The organism is Corallococcus caeni (assembly GCF_036245865.1).
Lineage (GTDB): Bacteria > Myxococcota > Myxococcia > Myxococcales > Myxococcaceae > Corallococcus > Corallococcus caeni.
Window position 1 is genome coordinate 52506 of sequence record NZ_BTTW01000012.1, and the last position, 19980, is coordinate 72485.

A 19980-nucleotide genomic window follows, 5' to 3' on the forward strand; every position below is an offset into this window, starting at 1 on the left:
TGCGCTGTAACGCAGCCCGTCCCCCGCCGCCAGCCACATGGGGCGCACGGCCCCGCGCGCGGCTTATGAGGTCGCGCGCATCCGGTTGAGCCGGTCGTAGTGGCGGTAGCCCAGCTTGTCGAGCGCGGCGGGCGGCGCCAGGCCGATGTCCACCAGCGTCTTGATGTCGTACGTGCCCGCGAGCACCGGTGGCGCGTAGTTGGCCACCGCCTCCGGCGTGCGGAAGCCCGGCAGCGGGAAGAGCACCTGGCTGGTGTGCACGTGCATGAAGTGCGCGGCGGATTGGCGCTGCCACCCGGGCACGCCCGGCGCGGTGATGACGTGCGGCGTGGCGAGGAACGTGCCGCCCGTGAGGATCTCCAGCTGCTGGCCCACCTGCGCCACGATGCAGCCCGCGGGCGCGGTGCCGCGCACCATCTCGCCGTTGGGCGCGTCCGGCGTCGCGCGCGTGCGCAGGTACAGGCCGCTCTGGTCGTCCGGCTTCGGCGCGGGGCGCCCTTCGGGGTTGAGGAACCGGCCCCCGGGCAGGAGCGTCAGCAGGTTGAAGTCGGTGTGCTCCTCGCCCCAGAGGATGCCGGTGTTCACCTGGGTGGGGCCCAGCGGCAGGTACTGGAGCGCGCGCGTGACGTGGGGCGCCTTCTCGCACGCGGCGGTGAAGGTGTCCTGCGGCAGGCTCAGCGCCAGGGCGGCGCCGCGCAAGAGCTTGAGGCCGGCCTCGTGCAGCGCGCGGCCCATGGTGAGCAGGCCCTCCTGGAAGAAGGGCGGCGCGTCGTCCGGCCAGATGTTCTCCGGGTACAGCTCCGGGAACTCCATGGCGGACTGGGGGTCCGTGGGCGTGGGCGCCGCGAAGTAGCACTCCTTGAAGTCCGGCTGCCCGTTGCTGGCGACGGCGACCTCCGTGTTGGGAGGCGTCCAGCCGCGCTGGTACCAGAAGTCCGCGCGGCCCAGGGGGCGCTTCTGCGCGTCCGGGCGGGCCACGAAGGCGGAGAACGCGTCGTAGAAGCGCTCCAGCGCCGGCGCGTCCACGCCGTGGTTCTTCACGAACACGAGGCCGAAGACGCCAAAGGCCTCGCGCAGGGCCGCCGCGGCGCGCTCGAGGCGCGCCGGTTCACCGGACGCGAGGTCCAGCAGGTCGACCGTCGGAATGTTCATCGAGGAGGTGTCCGCCATGGTGGGCCCAGGTGTATCGCGCCCGGGCCCGGCTGAGGAGGGGGAGCGTGCCTGCTCGCCCCCTGGCGTTCCGGGGAAATCCAGAAGGCTCCCCTTCCTCCGTGCGCGCTTCTCAGCGCGCGGCGACGGTGACGTCCACCGGGGCGCACGTCACCGGGGTGGACTTGTAGTCGCCGCCCGCCCGGGGGACGTCCTCCTTGCGCGTGGCCACGTCCATCAGCGCGTCGCGGAAGGTGATGCGGTAGGTGCCCGGCTTCTTGAAGTCATAGGCCTGCGTCACCTCCACGGTGTTCTCCACCGTCGCGCCCGGGGCGATGGCCATGTAGCTGTCCGCGGACGGGGCGGCGCGCTTCACCATGGGGCCCTGGTACGGCACCTCCTCGCCGTCGCGGGTGACCTGGAACACGGTGCCCAGGATGCCCTCCAGCGGCGTCTGCCACTTGAGCACCCAGACGGGCGTGTCCCCGCGGTTGGTGAGCTTGAAGAGGACCTCCACGGGCTCGCCCGCCTTGGCCTTCGGGGGGACGCTCAGGGCGCATTCCAGCTTGGGGGTCGTCACGGCGGCGGGCTCCGGGGTGGGCTCGGCGGGGGGCGTGGCGGCGGGGGGCGGCGTCGCGGCGACGGGGGCCTGCTGTTGCGCGGGCGGCTCCGCGGGCTTTGGCGTGCAGGCGGTGATACCGGCGGCGGACAGCACCGCGACCCATGCGAGGTTCCTTCGTCCCAGCCTCATCACGTGGCGCTCCTTGTGTTCGTGCGGCGAAAAGAAAAGGGGCGCGAGCCCGTGCGGCCCGCGCCCCTTCAGGTCAACGGCCCACCGTCACCTTACGGCAGCGAGGGGTTGTTCTCCGCGAAGTATTCGTGGCTGTCCGCGTTGTCACGCGCGTTGGTGGGGTTGGACTTGGCCAGGTTCTTGGCGGCCGTCTGGCCGTAGGCCCAGTCGTCCGTGCCGGCCACGACGGTGAAGTGGCTCATCTCGTGGACCAGCGTGCCCGCGCGCGAGTCCGTGCCCGTGTTGGGGGCGCTCCAGAAGGCGCCGCACACGTAGATCTTGTACGGCGAGCCCGGGTACACGTACGCGTAGGTGCCGCTGTCGTTGCAGCTGCAGTCCACGACGACCGCCGCGGTCGAGAACGCGTTGGCGATCTTGCTGAAGTGGGTCTTGATGGTGCTCCAGTTGGTGCTGGAGTACGTGCCGAACCAGGTGGTGTAGCGGCTGGTCGCGGACGGCGTGCCGCTCAGGTAGCTGTACGCGTTGTTGGAGTACGTCTTCGCGCTGTTGTAGGCGTTGGTGATGCTGGTCTGCTCGGAGCTGGTGCAGGCGCCGGAGTAGGACAGGCCCTGCGCCGTCACCTGGCGCATCGCCTCGGCCTCGTCGCGGGTGTTGCGGCGGCCCTCGATGAAGAGGCTGACCGAGTTGGACGACAGCGCCGTCACGCCCTCGCGCGCCTCCAGCTCGTAGCGGATGGTGTAGGTGCCGGAGACGGACAGGTCATACGCGTCCGACACGACGACCGGGCCGGAGATGCTCTGGCCGGGGGCGATGGTGATGAGGTCCTCGGAGCGGCCCAGCACGCGCTTGAAGTGCGCGCCGGTGTACTCCACGGCCTGGCCGTCGCGCGACACCGACAGGCGGCCCTCGTTGAGGCCCTCGCCCGGCGCGTCCCACTTGTAGATGCTCACCGGCGCGGAGGAGGTGTTGGTCAGCGTCACCTCCACCGTCACGCGCTCGCTGGCGGCCATGGAGGCCTTGCCCGCGGACACCTGCGCCGTCAGGGCGCCCTGGGCCTGCTCCGTGGCCTCGGCCGGGGTGGACTCACCCTCCGCCGGAGGAGCGCCGCAACCACTCAGCAGGGAAACGCCGACCACCGTGCCCATCAGCCACTTGAAACCGCGAAGGCTCTTGCTCACGAGGAACTTCCTTTCGGAAAACGACGCGACGGAAAACACCCAAGGGGGAATGCCCGGGTCCGCATGCTTATAGGAGAAACCGGGCCCGCTGATGATGGCACGAAATGCTGTGAAATAAATGCCTGCCGACTATCCGGGTTCACGCCGCGTCGCGGCCAACCGTGGCCGGCAGCGTTAGTCTCCGCGCGGCACGTGGCACCAACGAAGGCCCAGGGAAGGGGTGGCGGACGATGCGCGCGGTGGTGTTCGAGCACGAGGAGCACGAGGGACCGGGCCTGCTGGGGCCGGCGCTGGAGGCGGCGGGCTTCACGCTGGTGCGGCGCTTCCGCACGGTGAAGCGCGAGGACGTGGACGCGCCGCTGGTGGTGGTGATGGGTGGGCCCATGGGCGTGTACGAGGCGGACGCCCACCCGTTCCTCAACGAGGAGCTGGCGTTGCTGGGGGAGCGGCTGGCCAATGACCGCGCGTGCGTGGGCGTGTGCCTGGGGGCGCAGCTGCTGGCGGCGGCGGCGGGGGCGACGGTGTCGCCGGGCAAGAACGGCTTCGAGGTGGGCGTGGGGCCGGTGCGCTGGACGCAGGACGCGCTGAAGGACCCGGTGGTGGCGGGCGTGAAGCCGCGCACGGCGGTGGCGCACTGGCACGGGGACACGTACACGCCGGTGCCCGGCGCGACGCTGCTCGCGTCCACGGACCGGTACACGCAGCAGGCGTTCCGGCTGGGGAGGTCCTACGGCTTCCAGTTCCACCTGGAGCTGACGGCGCGGGAGCTGGGGCGCTGGCTGGAGCTGGGGGAAGAGGACCTCGTCACGCGGGGCAAGGACGTGGAGGCGCTGAAGGCGCAGCTGCCCAAGCTGAAGGCAGCGGAGGCGGAGAACACGGAGCTCCTGCACCGGCTCGCGCATCAGCTGGCCAAGGGCCTACGCTGACGGCGGTCCCCGGGGAGGGCCGGACGCCATGAAGCTGACCCGCCTGCATGTGCACCACTACCGGGGGCTCGCGCCGGACACGGTGCTGACGTTCGGCCCCACGCTCAACCTGGTGGTGGGCGCGACGGGCAGCGGCCGCACGACGCTGCTGGAGCTGGTGTCCGCGGTGCTGTGCTCGGACTTCTCCGGGCTGCTGCGGGAGCCGTTCGCGCTGGACTACGCGCTGCGCTTCGACGCGCTGACGGTGGACGTGGCCGTGCGCAACGAGCCGCCCGCGGCGCTGCCCGCCACGGCGGGGGAGGGCGGCCCCACGGGCCCGGGGGCCGCGCTGGCGCTGCCGCCCGGGGCGCTGGCGCACGGGCTGATGCCCTCCATCGTGGCGACGGTGCGGTGGGACGCGGCGGAGGACGCGCGGCTCGTCATGCGCGCGAGCGCCACGGGCTTCGCGTGCGAGGTGGCGGGCGCGGCCGGCTTCTCCAAGCGCATGCACTGGTCGGTGCTGGACCGCTCCGTGTGGACGCTGCTCTTCATGGCCGCGCAGTACCTGGAGCGCGGCGTGAAGGACCGGCTGAAGGACCTGCTGCGGGAGACGTTCCTGCTGGCGCCGCCGCGCTTCGACGAGTCCCTGGGCATGTTCGAGCGCATCGGCGCCATCCGCTACGCGATGGAGCAGCGCGGAGAGGAGCTGTTCCCGCTGGGTCTCATGGCGCTGCCCACGTGGATGCCCGGCTGGCTGCGCGAGCAGGTGGAGCACGAGCCCGTGCCCCCGGCGCTGCTCCTGCGCCACGACGCCGTGCCCCGGAGCTTCCTCGCGCGCTTCGTGACGCTGGCGGGCTTCGCGTCCGGCACGCTGTCCGTGGACGTGACGGAGACGACGCCGCTGTCCCAGGGCGGACGGCTGGGCTTCAGCGGCTTCCGCTTCGCTTTCGCGCGCGCGGACGGCACGCCGGTGACACAGGAGCAGCTGGGCCATGGCCAGAAGCGGCTCCTGTCCTTCCTCTACTACCTGGACGTGCACGAGGCCTTCGTCATCGCGGACGAGCTGGCGGACGGCCTGCATCCGGACCTGGTGCGCGAGTGCATGCACGACCTGGGCGAACGGCAGGCCTTCGTCACCAGCCAGAGCCCGCTCGTGTTCGAACACCTGACGTTCGCGCACGCGGAGCAACTGCGCACGTCGTTGATCCGCTGCGGGACCGGCGGGGGACACGGCGGCTGGCGGTGGACGCAGCCGACGCCGGAGGAGGCCGCGCGGTGGTTCGACGCGTTCCGCGCGGGCTCCGTGCCGCTGGGCGCGGTGCTGCGCGCCCAGGGCTTCGGGTGAACGTCAGGGCGCCGTCGACCCCTTGAAGAGGAAGTCGTCGTCGAAGCCGCGCGAGACCAGGTTCCTTCCCAGGTGGAGCGTGCCGGAGAAGTAGCCAATGCCCACGAACGCGCCCTGCTTGTTCACCGCCACGTCCGTGAAGAACGGTCGCCCGGTCGAAGCGTACGTGTGCCGCCACTGCTGCTGGCCCTCGATGCGCTCCAGCCTCGCGGTGAAGAGCGTGTAGCCGGAGGCTGAGTCCGGCTGGATGGAGGCACCGCCCACGACCACGGCGTCGTCCTCGGCCATGGCGACCGCGCCCACGGCCTGCGGGTAGGCGCGCGCCCAGCGCTCCTCGCCTGCGCGGGTCCACGCGACGAGGAAGCCGGCGCCCGAGGCCGGGGGCGTCACCGTCTGACCCCGGAACGTGAAGGTGCTGCTGAACTGGCCTCCCATCACCACGCGGTTGCCGTGCACGGCGATGGCCGCGGCTCCTCCCGACGCGCCCACCAGCGAACGGGTCCACACCACCGTGCCCGAGGGGCTGACCTTCCAGGCCTCGGGGTCGGGATACCGGATACCGCCGAAGTAGAAGGCGTCCGTTTCATCCACCGCGACGCTGGCGCCGCTGCTCAGGTCCAACTGTTCCCGCACGGTCCACTGCGCGGTGCCGGCGGCGTTGAACTTGGTGAGGAAGGCGGTCACGACGTCCGTCACCATCGAGTCATTGGGGCCCAGGCCGAAGTCCACCGTGCGGAAGGCATTGCCCGTCATGGCGATGGCGTCCTGCGAGTCGGTGACCAGGTCCCGCGGCGAGATGTTGCCCGTGAAGTGCCGGGCCCACTGGAACTGCCCTGTCTTGCGCAGCTTCAGCAGGAAGGCGCCCGGAGGCTGCAGCCCCCCTCCCAGGTCGATGGACTCATTCGAGGTCCCCGCGACGAGCACGTTGCGCTCCCGGTCCACCGTGAGTGCCACCGCGTTGACGAAGTTCTGCCCGCCGGGAGGAAGCACGCCCTCGTAGGTGCGAGTCCACAAGAGCGCGCCGCCCGTCGTGTACTTCGCCACCGCGAAGCCGAAGCTGTCGGGGTTGCCTGAGCCGACGGGGCCCGCGCCCAGGTCCACGCTGCCTTGATAGAGGAACAGCGCGAGGATGTTGCCGTCGCGGTCGAAGGCCACCGCGTGGGCCTGGTCGGGCCGGCTGGAGCCCAGGTGCTTCACCCAGACGAGGCCCCCGCCGGTGAGCCCTGACTCCTGGGTCCCAGGGGAGGCCTCCGGCGCCTCCACGGGGCCGCACCCTCCGAGCGCCATCACCACCAAGATGCTCCCGAGAAGCCGCCAGCCCATCGCCCTGTGTGTCCTTCCCATGTGCACCCCCGGCTGTCCGCAAAGACAGACGGTGCGAGTTAGGAACGACCCGGACCCTGGGACACTGCCCCGGAGGGCAGTGTGGCTTTGACGCTTGAACAGTCGTCAGCGGCCGGAGAGCAGCTCGGTGCTGAAGGAGAAGCCGCCCAGCAGGTAGGGCATGGCGTTCACGCGGTTCTCATGCTTGAGGTACCAGCCGGCGATGAGCAGCACGGTGGGCTTGGTCATGAGGCCGCCCGGCTTCGTGTCAAAGGCATACGCGACGATGGGGCCCACGCGGACGTGCTGGTTGGTGGGCAGGCTGCGCCCGGGCAGCGGCTCCACCGCGGTGGTGTCTTCGTCGTAGCGGGGCCACACCGCGGACAGCCGGGCGCCCAGCGTCCACTGTCCGGCCAGCCAGAGCAGGTCCGTGTCGTTGGCCAGCACCCAGCCCTTGCCGGGCACCAGCGTGTCCAGCGTGGGGTCGTAGAAAGTGCCGCGCGTCCCGCCGTCGCGCAGTGACACGTTCCAGTACTCGATGGCCAGCTTCGTGCGCAGCGCCACGGACTTCACCTTCGCCTGGAGCATGGGCTCCACGAAGAAGTGGTGCCCGGAGGTGCCGTAGGCGGCGTCGTTGGTCTTGCTGCGCAGGTCGTCGTCGTAGGGCTGGAAGGAGTCCGGGTACGACTGGATGCTGCCGAAGGTGCCGAAGTACTGGATGTATTCGTAGCCGGCGCGGACGTTGAACATCGCCACGGGCTGCAGCTCCACCACGGGCCCCAGCTTGAAGAAGGCGGGGCTCAGCTTGAGGCTCGCGGCGGCGCTGGCGTACGTGTCGCGCAGGAGCATGGAGGGGCTGTCGAAGAGGCGCTTCTGGTAGACGAGCCGGTTCTGCGACTCCAGCCCCAGCGGGTTGTAGCGGACCACGTTGAGCGTGGTGAAGAAGACGCGGCGCTCGGGCAGGGACGGCTGCACCGGGGGCGGCACGTCCTCCGTGACGGGGGGCTGGGGCTGCTGCGCGGCCCCGGGCGCGCCCAGGCCCAGCAGGGCGAGCAGCGCGGCGCGCGTGAGCCCCTTCGACAGGGACGGGGAGCGGACAGACGTCGGGCGCTGCGGGTACACGTTCGCGGGCATGCGTCCTCTCGGCGGGAGTCCGCGAAGGAGGGCCCCCGGGCAAGGGCCCCGCGTCGCGGGCAGCGGGAGCGTCGTGCACCTGACGCACGCGCTTCAAGACGCACCAGGACGAAGCCCGCCGTGACACCCGGCGTCACCGGAGGTTCCAGGGCGCGGGCCGGCGTTCAGAACGTGAGCTGGAAGCGGGACAGGAGGGCGTTCTCCGGAGGCCGGTCGCCCTCCGGGGCGCCGCCCTCGTAGTTCGTGCGGTGGAAGTTCAGGGCGAAGCGCACGCGCCGGTTGAAGGCGAAGGTGGTGGCCACGCCGAAGCCCTTCGCGTGGCTCACGGACCGGGAGGGGTTGGCGAAGCGGGGGAAGGAGGCGTCGTCCAGGTCCAGCGCGTGGTAGCGCGCCGCCACCTCCAGCGCGCCGCCCTCCAGCGTCTTCGGGTTGAACGGCCTCGTCGGCCGGGCGCCCTCGAAGGAGGCCTTCCCTCCGAACACCCACGACACCGCCGTCTGCCACGCGTGGTGGTGCAGCCTCGCGCGCGCGTCCCCCCGCTGGACCTCCTGGGACGAGCGCACGTACTCCGCGAGGAGGCCGAAGTGCCCCCAGTAGAAGTGGCCCTGGGGCGCGAGCCGCAGGTGCAGGCCGTGCGCGGTGACGGTCTCCCCGGTGTCCGCGTTGCTCAGGTAGCTGAAGATGGTCTCCTGGCCCGTGCTGCGCGCGGGCGCGAGGCCGGTGTTGGTGTCCGTGCCGAACTGGAGGCCGCGCGTCGCCGCGATCCCCAGCCCCAGCCCCTGGAGGAAGGACGGCTCACGCCCCTTGAAGGGCAGGGCGAAGACGCGGGCGACCAGGTCGAAGCTGTCATCGATGTTGGCGTCGGTGCTGGCGCCGTCGGGGTCGCCGTTCACCACCGCCAGCGAGTACTGCCACCGGCCGCCTTCGCCCTCGCCGTGAAGCTCCAGGCCCTCGTCGCGGTTGGGGACCAGGTCCACCGTGAGCGAGCGCTCGATGAAGGGGTTGTCCATGTCGGACTGGAGCAGCTCCAGTCCGAACGGCGTCTTGAACCGGCCCGCGCGCAGGCGGACCCACTCCCCCGGACGGAAATCGATGTACGCGTCCTGGATGATGGACTGCCCATAGCCGAAGTCCGGCATGAGGCGGAAGTCGACGAAGCCGAAGAGCGTCCCCTCCAGGATGGGGCGCATGCGCCGCACGATGAACGTGTTGGTGCCGGTGCGGTCCGTGTCCGCCAGGTAGAAGCGCCCGTCACCCTGGAGCTGCCCGCGCAGCTTGAGCACGAAGGCCTTGTCCGCGGACGACAGCGTGAAGCCTTCTTCCGACACCTGGACGACCGGCGGCTCCGCGGCCTGGGCCCGCGCCTGGGTCGAAGCGAGCAGCAGGCGCGTGGCGGCTGCGAGGGCGGCGGTGGGGAAGGCGGACACGCGGGGACCTCTTGAGGGAGGGACGGGCGCCAGGGGCAGGAGGCCCCGAACCGGAGGGGCGCGACCGGGAAGCGGGCGGGCACGTTGGAGGTGGGAAAGTCTTGCTGTCAAGAATCGCAGGGAAGACCTGTTGTCACCTTCACTTGCCGGAGCCGGGGAGGTCTGGTTCATGCTGGGCGGCATGTCCGTGACCAAGCCCCGCGCCGCATCGATGTACGTCGACCTGGACCGCGACGCGTGGCGCGAGCTCCGGGACTCCACGCCGATGACGTTGACGGCGGAGGAGGTGGAGAAGCTGCGGGGGCTGGGCGACCGGCTGGACATCCACGAGGTGGAGGACGTCTACCTGCCGCTGTCGCGCCTCCTGCACCTGCAGGTGGCGTCGGCGCAGTCGCTGTGGGCGGCGCAGCAGGCGTTCATGGGGCACTCGGTGCGCAAGGTGCCGTTCATCATCGCGGTGGCGGGCAGTGTGGCGGTGGGCAAGAGCACCACGTCGCGCATCCTCCAGGCGCTGCTGGCGCGCTGGCCGGATCATCCGCGCGTGGCGCTGGTGACGACGGACGGCTTCCTGCATCCCAACCGGGTGCTCGCCGAGCGGGGCATCATGAACCGCAAGGGCTTTCCGGAGAGCTACGACCGGCGCGCGCTGGTGCGCTTCCTGGCGGAGCTGAAGGCGGGGCGCGAGGAGGTGACGGCGCCGGTGTACTCGCACCTCGTCTACGACATCGTGCCGGAGGAGGCGCAGTCCATCCGGCAGCCGGACATCCTCATCCTGGAGGGGCTCAACGTCCTGCAGACGGGGCCGGTGGAGGGCGGGCGGCTGCCGCAGACGTTCCTGTCGGACTTCTTCGACTTCTCCATCTACGTGGACGCGAACGAGACGGACATCCGCCACTGGTACGTGGAGCGCTTCCTGCACCTGTGGGAGACGGCGTTCCGCGACGAGCGGTCCTTCTTCCGGCGCTTCTCGGAGCTCACGCGCGAGCAGGCCATCGCGAGGGCCGCGTCGGTGTGGGCGGAGATCAACGGGCCCAACCTGGCGGAGAACATCGCGCCCACGCGTTCACGGGCGCGGCTCATCCTGGTGAAGGGCAGCGACCACAAGGTCCGCCGCGTGCGGATGCGCAAGCTGTAGCCGAGGGAGGACGGACATGGCGCCACGAATGGGGTTGCTCTGGGACGCGGTGGGGAACACGCCGCTGTTGCGCATTGGCTCGCTCAGCCGCCAGACGGGCTGTGACATCGTCGCCAAGGCGGAGTTCATGAACCCGGGCGGCAGCATCAAGGACCGGGCCGCGAAGGGCATGATTCAACGCGCGGAGGCCACGGGGCAGCTGAAGCCCGGCGGCACCATTGTCGAAGGCACCGCGGGCAACACGGGCATCGGCCTGGGGTTGCTGGGGCGCGAGCGCGGCTACCGGGTGGTGGTGACGATGCCAGACAACCAGGCGCGAGAGAAGTACGAGCTCCTGGAGGCGATGGGCGTGGAGGTGCGGCGGGTGCCGGCGGTGCCGTTCTCCAATCCCTCGCATTTCTTCCACCAGGCGCGGGTGCTGGCGGAGGCGAACGGCTGGGCGTGGATGAACCAGTTCGAGAACACGGCGAACGGCGACTTCCACTACGAGACGACGGGGCCGGAGATCTGGGAGCAGGCGGAAGGCAAGGTGGACGTGCTGGTGGCGGCGGTGGGCAGCGGCGGCACGCTGTCCGGGACGAGCCGCTACCTGAAGGAGAAGAACCCGGCCCTGCGAGTGGTGTTGGTGGATCCGCCGGGGTCGGGGCTCTACTGCCAGGTGCGCACGGGGAAGATGGAGACGGCGGGGAGTTCCATCACGGAAGGCATTGGCATCATGCGGCTGACGGAGAACTTCCGGCAGGCGCGCGTGGATGAGGCGATGCGCCTGGAGGACCAGGACATGCTGGAGATGCTCTACCACCTGGCGCGCGAGGACGCGCTGGTGGTGGGCACCTCCGCGGCCCTGAACGTGCGGGCCGCGTGGGCGGTGGCGCGCAAGCACCAGGGACAGGGCCTGCGCATCGTCACGTTCCTGTGCGACCACGGCAGCCGCTACGCCTCCAAGGTGTTCAACCCGGAGTTCCTCGCGTCGAAAGCGCTCACGGTGAAGCCGCTGCCGGCGGTGTGAGGCCTACTGGCTGGCGACCACCTTGAGGGTGGGCTCCGCGGGCGCCTCCTCCTTGGCGGTGAGGGACAGCTCCAGGCTCCGGGCGACCAGCGCCTTGAGCGCCCACACCTCTGGAATCGACTGGATGTAGACCCGGCTCACGCCAAAGGCGGCGGGGGACGCTTCGACCTCGAAGCCCGCGGCGAGCGCCTTCGCCTCCTCCACCGGGACCCAGGTGGCAAGGCTCTTGCGCTTGCCATTGCCGAAGAAGCGCACGAACCACTTCGTGGGCTTCTTGAACGACACGTTGAAGTAGCTCGCGGTGTCCCGGTAGAGGACGTCCTCCGCCGCGTGGCCGTTCTTGGTGCAGATGTCCCGGATGATGCCGAAGAAGGACAGCTCCTCCTCGGTGGTCTCCACCGGGGGGCGTGCCTTGTCGTCGCCCGGGGCGCGGGACTCCGTTTCGAAGGGCTTCGCGCTGTCGGCCTTCACGACGTTGGCGCCCTCCTTGGCGGTGGACGGCTCCACGCCTTCGTTCAACCGCTGGATGCGCTCCTTGAGCTTGTCGAGGAAGTCATCGCCCATGACGCGGAGGAGGGTGGGCTCGATGGCCTCCTTCGCGACCTCCGCGAGGCGTTCCATGACGGCGGTGGTCCGCTTCCCCTTGTAGATGTCCTCGGTGAGCCACTTGAGGAAGCCCTCGTGCTCGCCGGGGGACTTCAGGGCGGCGGACAGCTTGTCGATCATCCCCTGGCGGTAGCGGCTGTTCTCCGCGTCGGTGATGAGCGTCGTGGCGTTGAAGGACTCGCGGCTGAACTTGGAGAGGAACTTCGCGACCTTGGCCCAGTCCGACTTCGTGTCCTCCAGGGAGAACGTGAAGAAGGGCTCCGGGTCCATGACGTTGGGGTTCTCCAGGTCACCGAAGAACAGGTAGTGGCACCCATCCGTGATGATGCCGAAGTGGAGTTCCGGGAGCTGGGAGAGGTAGCGGGCCAGCTGCTGGGCGCGGGACTTCAGGTCCGTGCCCAGGGGCTTGGTCTCGATGACGATGAGAGGCTTCAGTCCCGTCTGGTCGAAGATGGCGAAGTCCATCCGGTCCGGGAGCTTCTTGCCGTCGCCCTGGACGAAGTCCGCCGAGTATTCCAGACGCACCTCCCGTGGAAGGCCGGGGTCGTAGCCAAGCAGCCGGATGAAGGGGACCACCAGCGCCTGCTTGGCGGTCTCTTCGTTGGTGATGAAGTTCCTGGAGTCCTGATAACGCTTGACCAGCTCCAGCAGTTGATTCGCGTCCACGGCGTTCCCCCCTGCGACCCGTCGAAGTCGGGCTCCGGGAACAACAATCCTGGGCAGTGTCTTTGTCCATACCTCCTTCGAGTGAGTAGGCGGTATGACGGCTCGGTCCGGCCAGCTTCTGCAATGGCTCCTATTGCTCTCGTTCGACGTGCTCACCGCCGCTAGAACAGGCAGTTATCGGTGCAGCGGTGTCCGCAGAAACAGGTGGATGGAGGCTCGGACGGGAGGCCTCCCTCTGGATTGAAATTGTCCCAAGCTGCCCGACAGTCGGAGAGGGTTCCCAAGACTGCGCCCACTACGTCCTCCGCAACGCGCTCACGCCCCGGCTTGCTGGAGGCGAGCTCCAGGTCGGTTTGAGGACACAGCGCCACGCGGTCCGGCTCCATGGGAGGGGACTCTCCCTCATTGGGGCAGGATGCAGACTCGAGCATCTTGTTGTCCTCGACGGTGGACGCAAGGCAGTCGATGCCGCCCTCGTCCACACAGGGGCGTGGCTCCAGTGCCTCGTCCTGCGCGGCGGTGGACGCGCAAGCTTCGGAGTGGCTCTCCTGCGCGCGGGAGTCCTCGGAGGGCGCATGCTCCCGAAGAGCAGGGGCGAAGGCGTCCAGCACGCCCTCGTCGCACGCCTTCAGCAACGCCGGCAGTTCGTGTGTCAGCGCCCGCACGTCGCGATCGCCCAGGGCGTGCATCGCGCAGATGGCCCACTGGCGCAGCGACTCTCCGCCCATGAGGAACTGCAGCCGGGCCGCGTTACCCCTCATGGCCCGCTGCAGCGACTGAATGAGGAGCAGGTGCCCGGGACGGGCCGCCGCGTGGGCCGCCAGTCGTAGCAACTCGAATTCCAACTGTGCGCAGCGTGCACCCGGCTCCCAGCGCGCCGCATCCCAGAGAGCGTAGCAGGTGGACTCCAACTGGCTCACCTGGGCCTCGGAGGCATTCGCACAGCAGTCGGCCAGCAGTTCCACCAGCACCTGCCGCTTGAGGCTGAAGTAGCCCTCCAGGAGCCGCCGGCACTCCTCCGAGCGCTCGTCATGCAGAGCCAGGCCCAGGTTCTCCAGCGTCAACGACTCATCGAGCGCCACCGCGCGCGTCTTCCGTCCGGAGCGCTGCACCACCAGGCCTCGCGCCGCCAGCCGTCGCAACGCCTCCCGAACGGTACCCCGGCAGCACCCGAACTCACGCGCCAGCTTCTCTTCCGAGCCGAACTGCCCCCTCGGCAGCATCCCCAGCGCAATCGCGCGCTCGAGTTGCTCCTCCACGTACGCCACGAGTCCCACCCGCACCATCACCATCCTCCTCGCCCAAGCCACGCCCATCCAACCAGATGGGTCTGACATGGACGCGAGCGCCCACGGTCTTCATCAACTGCCGGGACAGCGCGGGCTTGGGCCCGATGCGGCGAAAACCTGTCCGACAGTCGGACAGGTTCGCGCAAGAGCCCGCCCGGCAGGCGCCCCTGACCGTGGAACCCTGCTCACGAGGCGGCGGCGTTCCAGGAGTCGCTTCAATCCGTGGCGTTGGCGTGGATCGTGAATAGCAATTCCGACCTGATTCCCAGCAGCGTGGCCAAGGGGTTGCGCGGAACGATGCTCCAGGGAGGCCTCGGTGTCGGCCAACCGGAGGACGAGCAAGGACGGCTTCAGCGCACGAACGAGGTCGCGAACCCCTGAAGTGCCGCGGCGGTCGAGGTTGACGTTGAGGAGCCGGGTCTCGGAAGAATCCTTCGTTGCTCCAGGGAACCGCGCCCCCAGGAGAGCGGGCACGCTCGGCATACGGAAATCCAGAGGGGTCGTCTAGGATGCGCGCCTTCTCGCTTCCTTCACGGAGCTTCGATGGTGCGCACCCGGTTCGTAGGTCTCCTGGCGTTGCTGTTCGTCGCGGTCCCTTTCGTGTCGGGGGCGCAGGAGGCCGTGGCTCCGGCGGCGGTGGCCTCTGGTGACGAGGCGACGCATCAGGCGCTGCGCGCCATCAAGCAGGACATGGAGGACGCGCTCAACAAGCAGGACCTGGACCGGCTGCTGTCGCACCTGCACCCGGACGTCGTGTTCTCCACCATGAACAACGACGTCCTCGTGGGGAAGGACGCCATCCGCGCCTACTACGCGCAGATGCTGGGCGGCCCGAACAGCGTCGTGAAGAAGGTCACGGCGAAGTTCGACGTGGATGCGCTCACCCGCCTGTATGGCAACTCGGGCATCGCGTATGGCTCGTCCCTGGACCACTACATCCTGAACGACGGCACCGACCTGGTCATCAACGGGCGGTGGACCTGCACGCTGGTGAAGGAGGGCGACCGGTGGCTCATCGCCGCGTTCCACTACTCCACCAACGTGTTCGATAACCCGTTGCTCACCAAGGTGAAGAACGCGGCCCTGGGCTTCGGGGCGCTGGTCGCGGTCGCCGCGCTCGCGGCGGGGTTCTTCATTGGACGTCGGGGACGCCGGCCGGCGACGGCTTGAGCGCGAGCCGCATGGGCTGGCGCTGGCCGTAGGTGAGCGAGCGCCACAACCACTCGGCCGGACCGAAGCGGAATCGCGACAGCCACGCGTGGCTGAACGGAATCTGGAGCGCGAACACCCCCATCGTCAGCGCCACACAGGCGGATGGCGTGAGCTTGCCGACGAGCCCCAGCCCCCAGCCGTCGTAAAGGCAGAGGCTCACCACCGTCTGCAGCAGGTAGTTGGTCAGCGCCATGCGCCCCACCGGCGCCAGCACGCCCAGCCATCGGCGCCAGCGCTCCTTCTGGAAGAGCAGGGCGAAGGCTGCCACGTAGAACGCGGCGAGGCCCAGGTAGCCCAGCTCCTGGATGGCGGACAGGGTGAACATCCAGTGTGCTTTCGACGGGTCGAGCAGCCCCGCGAGGCGCAGGTGCTGCACCACCACCCCCGCGCCATTTCCCAGCACGCCCAGCACCAGCCCCCAGCCCAAAAGCTTCCGGTGCCAGGCGCGGTGGCGCTCCACGTCCTGGAGCAACAGGTGCCGGCCCGCCAGCAATCCCAGCAGGAAGCGGCCCAGGATGAAGATCATCCACAGCAGCCGCTTGAGCGTGGGCAGCATGTACTGGAGGAAGTGCGCGTTCGCGGCCTGCGTCGTCCAGAGCGAGTCGCTCTTGAGCCCCAACAGCAGCTGCCCTCGCGTCTGGGCCTCCATGGCCTCGGTGGCCTTCGCGGCGTCGGCCGCGGCCTGCGCGCCGTGGAGCAGGATGGGGCCGAAGTGCAGGAGCGCCGGCACCAGCAGCGGGACCACCACCACCGACAGGCCCACCCACATCCAGAGCATCCGGTCCGAACGGTCCCGGAAGAGGAGCAGCGCGAAGCCCAGCAGCGCGTACGTGGAGAGCACGTCTCCCGCCCACAGCGCGGTGAGGTGCACCACGCCGATGCCCAGCAGCACCAACAACCGGCGCGAGTACACCGGGACGACGGAGGCCCCTCGACCCTCGGCTCGCTTCAGCTGGATGGAGAACCCCAGCCCGAAGAGGAAGGCGAACAGCGTGACGAACTTCTGGTTCACGAAGAAGTGGTAGAGCGCCGTGACGGCCGCCTCGAAGGGCGGTGCAGCCAGCGCCTGGGCCTGCTCGCGAGGCATGAGCACGCGACCGCTGAACCACGCGAAGCTGTTCGACACGAAGACGCCCCACAACGCGAAGCCGCGCAGCACGTCCAGGAGTGGCAGCCGTTCGGAGGCGTCCACCGGGCGGGCGCTGGAGGCGGAAGGGACGGAGTCGGACATGCGTCCAGCAGATGCCTCCCTCCGGCTCCCGTCAACGCATGCACAGAGTCGTCCGCGGCGACCGCACCCCACGCACGGGTGTGACGACCGCGAGTGAAGGACTCAGGAGGTTTCGAGGACCGGCGCCTCGCGCAGGAAGGGCATGCGGCGCGGCAGCTTCCGGGCCCAGAAGGCCTCCACCGACCGGTGGAAGAGTCGCAGCAGCGCGACACCGGGCCTGCCCTCCAGGTTGGCAAGCTCCTTCGCGGAGCGGTCCAGCAGGGCGCGGGCGCGCTGGTACTCGCTCCGCGCCCACGTCCGTCCGGCTTCGGCTGCGAGCAGGGAGTCGAAGTCCTCCGGCTCATGCCCCTGGGCGCGCACCTCCGCCGCGACGTCAGCGGGGACGTTGAAGAGGCCCTGGGCCAGATCCTCGCGCAGGTCGCGCATCACGGAACACCAACCCAACGCCGCGAGCAGGGAAGGCGCCTCCTCCGCTCGCACCTGGGCATCCGCGACGTGCAGCATCAGGCCCACGGACAGCCGGAAGGTGTCGCCGAGTTGGTTCTGGAGTGTCGCCGCGTCCCACCAGCGCCCATCGCGCACCCGCTCGCGGTCCCGGCGCATCGTGCGCACCAGCTCGAACACCTGCTCGCGGGCCGTCGGGTCGGTCAGCTCCGTGAGCAGCACCCGGCCGAGTGGGGTCGCGGTGTCATGGAGCTCCGTCGCGGGAGCCGGTGCTCCAGTCTCCAGCGTGCGCAGGAGCGCGTCGATGGCGTCCAGCGGTTCGCCATCGACAGGACGATCTCCATCCAGCACGTCATCCACGAGTTGGAGGAAGCAGAACCCCACCCGCGCCCTGCGCGCCTTGCTCCAGCGCCCCAGGGATTGTTGATACAGCGCGAGCGCGATGAGACCGTAGCGCGGATGCCTGCGCGCGAAGCGGGACAGCTCGCGCGCGCAGAGGGCCTCCACCCGCACGGCTTCGACGAATGCTTCCTTCCGGACCCTGGGCGCCACGACATGCCACGTGCCCCAGGCGAGCAGCGCTCCCGCGAGCACGTCCACCAGGTGGTGCTCGTGGATGAGCAGCGTGGACGCCGCGATGGCCAGTGCCCACAGCGCGAACACGGTACTGGCTACCGGACCTGAACGTTCGCGGTAGGCCAGGGCCGCCGTGCACGCGAAGGCGACGTGGAGTGACGGCAGGTAGTTGCGCTCCAGGTTCATCGTGTCCGCGGCCTGGAAGACTGATGTCCACCCGCCGGTCACGGCGCGCGTCGGCCACGCCACCTCCACCGGCAGGACGAGGAAGCAGAGCGCTCCCAGCACCGTCTCCGCGCACAACGCCAGCGCGAAGGGGAGCAGCTGCCGCCAGGTCCGGAAGATGAACAGGGACAGGAGCAGCAGCACGTCCATGCTGACGTAGACGGCGGCCCACCCGGGCATGAACGGGATGTGCTGCTCGAACGGTAGGTCTACGCGCAGGCCACCGGGATAGAAGCCCGTCACCCAGCTCGCGCCGCCGTACACCGCGAGGAAGAACAGCGCGAAGCCGAACGTCATCGCGCCTGTGCGCTTCAACTCCTCCCGCGTGGGCCAGCCGAACAGTGGACCCTCCGCACGCGCTCCCTTCCCGGAGCTGGGCCTGCTCGATGGCGCACTCACTTCGTCTGCTCCGGGAACGGCCGGGGTCCCCGCCACATTGCCAGCCAGACCCGCAGGAAGGACGGCCGGGGGACGCGCTCATCCACGTAGCGGCCCAGGTAGAGCCAGGGCACCTGCGGGTGACGGTGGTGCGCCCGGTGGTAGTGGTAGTTGAGGAACACCCAGCGCACCGGCGCGGCGACCTTCAGGTCCCATGCGCCTTCGCGCACGTCCAGCGGCGACCACGCGTGGTCCGCGTACTGGAGCGAGCTCCAATTCACCGCGAACGCCGCATAGCAGAGCGCCCACCCCACGAGCGTCAGGTCCAGCGCGTACGCCAGCCCCGCCTGCACCGCCACCATCCCCAGCACCTCCACGCGGATGGCCGCGCCCGGCGCGTCCTCCAGCCGCCCCAGGTACGCGTCCGCGCCCGTTTGCTCCCCGTAGCGCGTGCCCGGGCCCCTCAACCTCCGCAGCAGCCCCGGCACGAGCGCGAACACCAACGCGCCCAGCGGCACGAACAACCAGTAGACGCCGGTCAGGATGACGTACCACTGCGCATACTTGAGGAAGCGGTGGTCGCCCGGGTGCAGGTAGTCGAACTGCTCGCGCGCCGTGCGGTTGTGCCGGTGATGCGTGAGGTGGAACGCGCGCTGCAACGTGAACGATGTGGGAAAGAACGTCGCCGCCAGCCGGCCCAGCCCGTCGTTGAGCCTCCGCGACGGGTGCAGCACGCCGTGCGTCGCTTCGTGCAACAGCGAGAACACCGTGTTGTTCACGTAGGAGAACACCCCGGCCGCCACCAGCCGCACCCAGAGCCCCTCCGCGTGCGACGCGGCCCACAGGCACAGGGCCCCCGTGCCCATCGCCGCGACGAGCAACAGCGCATTGAGCGCGGCGGGAATCGGCGGAGCGTCATCGGCGCGCATCGTCCCCGTCCTCGGGCAGGCCCACGGCGAAGTCGAGCAGCTGGCGCATCACCGGATCCGCCGTCGCCGTCGCGACGTTGAAGCGCATGCCGTCCAGCACGGACAGGTCCCGGCGCAGGAACGACGTGTAGAGCCACCGCGACACGCCGAGCACCAGCGCCGCCGCGCCTGGAACCGGCCCCCGCCGTGCCGCGACGGCGAGCCGCACCGACGTGCCTTCCGCCACCGGCGTCAGGCTCGCGAGCAGCAGGCCCCGCGTCCGGCCCAGGTCGCTCTTCACCGACATCAGCGTGCCGCCGTGCATTGTGAGCTCCACGCGGATGCGGTTGCCCGACAGCGCCTTCATCAGCCGGTCGCTCGCGCCCGTGCCGATGACGCGCGACGTGTAGCGCAGCCGCAGGGTGTACCGGTCCGGCGTCTCCCAGGTGGGCGTGTCCCACAGCTCCCGGTGGTGCACCGTGCGCAGGTGCTCCAGGTCGAAGGCGTTCGCCGCCAGCGGCAGCCAGGGACATCCCACCGTCACCGGAGGCCCCACGTTCCAGACGTGCTCCCCACCCGTCAGGTCGGGCGGGGGAAACAGCGCCTCCGCCCCGTTGAAGACCAGCACCCCTCCAAAGCGCTCCTCCACCGGCCAGGTCCGGGGGCCGGGCAGGGCGGACACGTCGCTGCGTCCCGGCGCGGCGCGGCAGCGGCCCCCTCCGTCGAAGCTCCAGTGATGCAGCGGACAGCGCAGCAGCTCGCCCTGGACGGTGCCGTGCTTCAGGTGGGCCCCCAGGTGGGGACAGTGCGCGGACAGGGCGTGGACGCGCCCCTCGTGGCTCCGGAACACCACCACCTCGTGGCCTCCCACCTGGACGCCCATCGCCTGGCCGGGGCGCAGGGCCGCCGAAGGGGCCACGAGGTACCAGGAGCGCGGGCGCGAGGGCCCGGGGAGGCGGTCCGGAGACACCCCGGCCGGGACGGGAACAACCATGCCCGGACCCTACCGGACCCGGTGTCTCCAGGGCCACGGGGGGGCCGGTGGAGGCTGGCTTTACGCTCGGGTTCCTGGTTAGTCAGGCGCTTGTG

At 69.9% G+C, this 19980-nt stretch carries 17 protein-coding genes; 5 read left to right on the forward strand and 12 right to left on the reverse strand.

The window, feature by feature from the left end; translation table 11 throughout:
- Positions 1–63: 63 nt before the first annotated feature.
- The 3 genes from AABA78_RS35565 to AABA78_RS35575 form a co-directional block, all read right to left on the reverse strand.
- Positions 64–1170, reverse strand: a complete 1107-nt coding sequence (locus AABA78_RS35565; protein ID WP_370469504.1) for an isopenicillin N synthase family dioxygenase — start codon at positions 1168–1170, stop codon at positions 64–66.
- Between the two features lie 112 nt (positions 1171–1282).
- The gene (locus AABA78_RS35570; protein WP_338269915.1) at positions 1283–1900 is read right to left on the reverse strand and encodes a protease; all 618 of its coding nucleotides are present in this window, start codon (positions 1898–1900) and stop codon (positions 1283–1285) included.
- 92 nt (positions 1901–1992) lie between these two features.
- Positions 1993–3078 (reverse strand): M35 family metalloendopeptidase, encoded by a 1086-nt coding sequence (locus AABA78_RS35575; protein WP_338269916.1) that lies wholly within the window; start codon positions 3076–3078, stop codon positions 1993–1995.
- 230 nt (positions 3079–3308) lie between these two features.
- Between AABA78_RS35575 and AABA78_RS35580 the strand changes: the two genes are divergently transcribed.
- Together AABA78_RS35580 and AABA78_RS35585 are read left to right on the forward strand one after the other, a co-directional pair.
- Positions 3309–4004, forward strand: a complete 696-nt coding sequence (locus AABA78_RS35580) for a glutamine amidotransferase-related protein (RefSeq protein ID WP_338269917.1) — start codon at positions 3309–3311, stop codon at positions 4002–4004.
- A gap of 28 nt (positions 4005–4032) precedes the next feature.
- A complete protein-coding gene (locus AABA78_RS35585) occupies positions 4033–5328 on the forward strand; it encodes an AAA family ATPase (protein WP_338269918.1) in 1296 nt (431 codons plus the stop codon).
- 3 nt (positions 5329–5331) lie between these two features.
- Here AABA78_RS35585 and AABA78_RS35590 read toward each other — a convergent pair whose 3' ends face one another.
- From AABA78_RS35590 to AABA78_RS35600, 3 genes are all read right to left on the reverse strand, one after another.
- Positions 5332–6651 carry a hypothetical protein gene (locus tag AABA78_RS35590; protein WP_338269919.1) on the reverse strand — a complete coding sequence of 440 codons (1320 nt, stop codon included), beginning with the start codon at positions 6649–6651 and terminating at the stop codon, positions 5332–5334.
- A gap of 126 nt (positions 6652–6777) precedes the next feature.
- Positions 6778–7785 carry a hypothetical protein gene (locus tag AABA78_RS35595; protein ID WP_338269920.1) on the reverse strand — a complete coding sequence of 336 codons (1008 nt, stop codon included), beginning with the start codon at positions 7783–7785 and terminating at the stop codon, positions 6778–6780.
- 164 nt (positions 7786–7949) lie between these two features.
- Positions 7950–9212 (reverse strand): OprO/OprP family phosphate-selective porin, encoded by a 1263-nt coding sequence (locus AABA78_RS35600; RefSeq protein ID WP_338269921.1) that lies wholly within the window; start codon positions 9210–9212, stop codon positions 7950–7952.
- A 181-nt stretch (positions 9213–9393) separates the two neighbouring features.
- On the opposite strand from AABA78_RS35600, the gene coaA reads away from it, so the two are divergent.
- Positions 9394–10347 (forward strand): type I pantothenate kinase, encoded by a 954-nt coding sequence (gene coaA, locus AABA78_RS35605; RefSeq protein ID WP_171420342.1) that lies wholly within the window; start codon positions 9394–9396, stop codon positions 10345–10347.
- A gap of 16 nt (positions 10348–10363) precedes the next feature.
- On the forward strand, positions 10364–11356 hold the full coding sequence (locus AABA78_RS35610; RefSeq protein ID WP_338269922.1) for a cysteine synthase A: 993 nt from the start codon (positions 10364–10366) through the stop codon (positions 11354–11356).
- Between the two features lie 3 nt (positions 11357–11359).
- On the opposite strand, the gene AABA78_RS35615 is transcribed toward AABA78_RS35610, so the two are convergent.
- Positions 11360–12628 carry a type I restriction enzyme HsdR N-terminal domain-containing protein gene (locus AABA78_RS35615; RefSeq protein ID WP_338269923.1) on the reverse strand — a complete coding sequence of 423 codons (1269 nt, stop codon included), beginning with the start codon at positions 12626–12628 and terminating at the stop codon, positions 11360–11362.
- Positions 12629–12789: 161 nt separating this feature from the next.
- Positions 12790–13920: a FadR/GntR family transcriptional regulator gene (locus AABA78_RS35620; RefSeq protein ID WP_440588523.1), complete on the reverse strand. Its 1131-nt coding sequence runs from the start codon at positions 13918–13920 to the stop codon at positions 12790–12792.
- A 540-nt stretch (positions 13921–14460) separates the two neighbouring features.
- Here AABA78_RS35620 and AABA78_RS35625 point away from each other — a divergent pair.
- Positions 14461–15087 carry an SgcJ/EcaC family oxidoreductase gene (locus AABA78_RS35625; protein WP_338269926.1) on the forward strand — a complete coding sequence of 209 codons (627 nt, stop codon included), beginning with the start codon at positions 14461–14463 and terminating at the stop codon, positions 15085–15087.
- On the opposite strand, the gene AABA78_RS35630 is transcribed toward AABA78_RS35625, so the two are convergent.
- The 4 genes from AABA78_RS35630 to AABA78_RS35645 all read right to left on the reverse strand — a co-directional run bounded on the left by AABA78_RS35630 (position 15050) and on the right by AABA78_RS35645 (position 19885).
- Positions 15050–16360, reverse strand: coding sequence for a DUF418 domain-containing protein (locus AABA78_RS35630; protein ID WP_338269928.1), 1311 nt, complete (start codon positions 16358–16360; stop codon positions 15050–15052). The genes AABA78_RS35625 and AABA78_RS35630 overlap by 38 nt on opposite strands.
- A 102-nt stretch (positions 16361–16462) precedes the next feature.
- The gene (locus AABA78_RS35635; protein ID WP_338269929.1) at positions 16463–17920 is read right to left on the reverse strand and encodes a phosphatase PAP2 family protein; all 1458 of its coding nucleotides are present in this window, start codon (positions 17918–17920) and stop codon (positions 16463–16465) included.
- 80 nt (positions 17921–18000) lie between these two features.
- Positions 18001–18912, reverse strand: a complete 912-nt coding sequence (locus tag AABA78_RS35640) for a fatty acid desaturase (RefSeq protein ID WP_338269931.1) — start codon at positions 18910–18912, stop codon at positions 18001–18003.
- A complete protein-coding gene (locus AABA78_RS35645; protein ID WP_338269932.1) occupies positions 18899–19885 on the reverse strand; it encodes a Rieske 2Fe-2S domain-containing protein in 987 nt (328 codons plus the stop codon). Before AABA78_RS35645 ends, AABA78_RS35640 begins: the two co-directional genes overlap by 14 nt.
- Positions 19886–19980: the final 95 nt, after the last annotated feature.

What these genes read in the sequence shown, in the direction of transcription:
- AABA78_RS35630 (WP_338269928.1), bottom strand. Translation starts at nt 16,360, where the DNA reads ATGTCCGACTCCGTCCCTTCCGCCTCCAGCGCCCGCCCGGTGGACGCC.
- coaA (WP_171420342.1), top strand. Translation starts at nt 9,394, where the DNA reads ATGTCCGTGACCAAGCCCCGCGCCGCATCGATGTACGTCGACCTGGAC.
- AABA78_RS35625 (WP_338269926.1), top strand. Translation starts at nt 14,461, where the DNA reads ATGGTGCGCACCCGGTTCGTAGGTCTCCTGGCGTTGCTGTTCGTCGCG.
- AABA78_RS35580 (WP_338269917.1), top strand. Translation starts at nt 3,309, where the DNA reads ATGCGCGCGGTGGTGTTCGAGCACGAGGAGCACGAGGGACCGGGCCTG.
- AABA78_RS35640 (WP_338269931.1), bottom strand. Translation starts at nt 18,912, where the DNA reads ATGCGCGCCGATGACGCTCCGCCGATTCCCGCCGCGCTCAATGCGCTG.
- AABA78_RS35645 (WP_338269932.1), bottom strand. Translation starts at nt 19,885, where the DNA reads ATGGTTGTTCCCGTCCCGGCCGGGGTGTCTCCGGACCGCCTCCCCGGG.
- AABA78_RS35585 (WP_338269918.1), top strand. Translation starts at nt 4,033, where the DNA reads ATGAAGCTGACCCGCCTGCATGTGCACCACTACCGGGGGCTCGCGCCG.
- AABA78_RS35565 (WP_370469504.1), bottom strand. Translation starts at nt 1,170, where the DNA reads ATGGCGGACACCTCCTCGATGAACATTCCGACGGTCGACCTGCTGGAC.
- AABA78_RS35620 (WP_440588523.1), bottom strand. Translation starts at nt 13,920, where the DNA reads ATGGTGATGGTGCGGGTGGGACTCGTGGCGTACGTGGAGGAGCAACTC.
- AABA78_RS35595 (WP_338269920.1), bottom strand. Translation starts at nt 7,785, where the DNA reads ATGCCCGCGAACGTGTACCCGCAGCGCCCGACGTCTGTCCGCTCCCCG.
- AABA78_RS35610 (WP_338269922.1), top strand. Translation starts at nt 10,364, where the DNA reads ATGGCGCCACGAATGGGGTTGCTCTGGGACGCGGTGGGGAACACGCCG.
- AABA78_RS35590 (WP_338269919.1), bottom strand. Translation starts at nt 6,651, where the DNA reads ATGGGCTGGCGGCTTCTCGGGAGCATCTTGGTGGTGATGGCGCTCGGA.
- AABA78_RS35570 (WP_338269915.1), bottom strand. Translation starts at nt 1,900, where the DNA reads ATGAGGCTGGGACGAAGGAACCTCGCATGGGTCGCGGTGCTGTCCGCC.